Origin of the sequence: Streptomyces griseorubiginosus, from assembly GCF_017614965.1 — a bacterium.
GTDB lineage: Bacteria > Actinomycetota > Actinomycetes > Streptomycetales > Streptomycetaceae > Streptomyces > Streptomyces griseorubiginosus_B.
Genome location: NZ_WVUG01000565.1, coordinates 1 through 2,411, shown reverse-complemented (window position 1 = coordinate 2,411; position 2,411 = coordinate 1). Strand labels below are relative to the sequence as shown.

Sequence of the window (2,411 nt, the reverse complement as noted above, 5' to 3'; positions counted from 1 at the left end):
GGCACGCCGCACCGGACCGGAGGCCTGCGCGGGCGGGGGAGGCAGCGGCGGATGGGCGTACACAAGCGCCTCCGTCGCGAGGAGACGGTCCTGGGCCCATTGACGTTCGTCAGCCGGACCGACGACCTGCCGGGTCACCTTGCGGCTCGGCCAGCCCAGCGCCTTCAGCGTGCCGAACTCACGCACCCGGCGGGAGACGGCCGAGGAGGTCAGCAGCGCCGCCACCAGGAACGCCGCCGCCAGCACCGCGATCGACAGCCACTTGCCGACGCTGGTTGCCAGGTCGGACGCGGTGGACAGCGAACCGGAGACGGTGGAGGCGAGGTCGGCGGAGGTGGTGACCGTCGTACCGGAGATGTTGGACTGGATCTCCTTCTTCACGGTGGAGATCTGCTTCGAGTCGGTGGCCTTGACGTAGATCGTGGTGACCTTGTTCTTCGCGTCGCCCAGCGTCTGCGCCTGCTTCAGCGGCAGGAAGACGTCGACGGTGGAATCGCCGCTGTCGGGCGTCGCGATGCCGATGACCGTGTACGTGATGCCGGAGATCTTGAAGGTCGAGCCGACCTTGTACTTCTTGGACTTGGCGTACGAGGCGCTGACCACGGCGACCTTGGCGGTGGTCTGCGACGACGTGAACGTCCTGCCCGAGGTGATCTTCGAGGTGGCCAGCGGGCCGAGTTCCTGGTCGGTGACGTCGACGCCGGCCACCGAGTAGGAGTTGACGTCGAAGGAGGCGCCGCCTCCCTGGACCTGCGGCTGGCCGCCGCCACTGCTGCTGCTGCCGCCGGGCCCGCCCTGCTGCTGGCTGCCGCTGCCGCTCGTGGAGCTCTTCGCCTTGCCCTGGGTGAAGGAGCCGTCGACCTTGGTCACGTTCAGGGTGAGCGCGCCGACCGCGGCGGACACTCCCTTCTGCGCGGCGACCTTGGTGACCAGGGAGGACGCCAGAGCCTGACCACCCTGGGTCATCACCCGGTCCGAGCTCTGCCTGGTGCTGCTGCTCGACTTGGCGTCGAACTGGAAGTTCGGGCCCTGGGAGCTGCCCGCCTTGGGCGCCGACTGCGCCTTCGTGACGGTCATGTCGGTCCCGAGACCGTACAGCGACTTGAGGACCTTGCCCTGGGCCTGAGTCATGCCGGCCGACACCGAGTTGACGGTGATCACCAGCGCGATACCGAGCGCCAGACCCATGGCGATGACCAGAGCCGCTTTCTTTCTGCGGCTCAGTTCGCGCTTGAGATAGATGCCAAACATCCCGTTCCTCGCAGGTTCTTGGCGCCCGCTGTGGGCGCTGCCACAAGTTATGGAGGAACCTTTGCGTCGCACTGAGTAAAGGATGTGTCCGAGCTGAGAAAGCGGGGTATGAATTCAAATTTTCGTAAGACAGGTAATTCCTGAGCAGTAGAGGGGCTACTGCCAGGAAACCCCTGTTGAATGGGTGTTAGCGTCCCCGGATGCATGGTTCCTCCCCGCTCTCCCGGCGTGCCGCGCTGGGTCTTGGTGCCGCCGCGATTCCGCTCGCCCCGGCGACCCCCGCACACGCCACGACCGTCGTCGGCGGTGCCCGTCTCGCCCGCGCCGGAATTCAGGGCACCGCACTGCCCCGGAAACTCACCGCCGCCGCCTGGCTGGTCGCCGACTGCGACAGCGGAGAGGTGCTCGCCTCCTTCAACGCGCACCGGCGTCTCGCGCCCGCGTCCACGCTGAAGATGCTCTTCGCCGACACCGTGCTGAAGAAGTTCGCCCCCACCGAGCGGCACACGGTCACCGACGCCGAGATCGCCGACGTCCCCTCCGGCTCCAGCCTGGTCGGCGTCAAGGCCGGGATCACCTACACCGTCGAGCAGTTGTGGCAGGGCGTCTTCCTCCGCTCCGGCAACGACGCCGTGCACGTCCTGGCCCACATGAACGGCGGTATCGCGAGGACGGTCGCTCAGATGCAGGCCAAGGCGGAGGACCTGCAGGCCCTGGACACCCATGTGGTCAGCCCCGACGGCTTCGACCACAAGGGACAGCTCTCCTCCGCCTACGACCTCACCCTCTTCGCCCGGCACGGCCTGAAGGACCCCGACTTCCGCGCGTACTGCCACACCCGGACCGCGGACTTCCCGGCCGGCGGCAGGAAGACCTTCCAGATCCAGAACACCGACCGCCTGCTCACGGGCGCGTGGGGCGTGAAGACGTACGACGGGCTGATCGGTGTCAAGAACGGTTACACCAGCAACGCCGGCAACACCTTCACCGGCGCGGCCACCCGCGGCGGGCGGACCCTGCTGGTGACCGTGATGCATCCGAGGAGCGGCTACAACGCCGTCTACGAGGAGACGGCCGCGCTGCTCGACTGGGGCTTTTCGAAGGGCGGTTCGGCGCGGGCGGTCGGCACGCTGGTCGAACCGCTGAGCGAGGGCGGGGCG

2 protein-coding genes are annotated in these 2,411 nt (G+C 67.8%); one reads left to right on the top strand and one right to left on the bottom strand.

What is annotated here, in order from left to right; genetic code table 11:
• Positions 1–1,251 (bottom strand): ABC transporter permease (locus GRC12_RS43675; protein ID WP_244374675.1); only part of this gene is annotated, 1,251 nt, incomplete at its 3' end.
• Positions 1,252–1,451: 200 nt separating this feature from the next.
• Between GRC12_RS43675 and GRC12_RS43670 the strand changes: the two genes are divergently transcribed.
• Positions 1,452–2,411, top strand: a 960-nt coding sequence (locus GRC12_RS43670; protein WP_208785983.1) for a D-alanyl-D-alanine carboxypeptidase family protein, incomplete at its 3' end; no start/stop codon positions are given.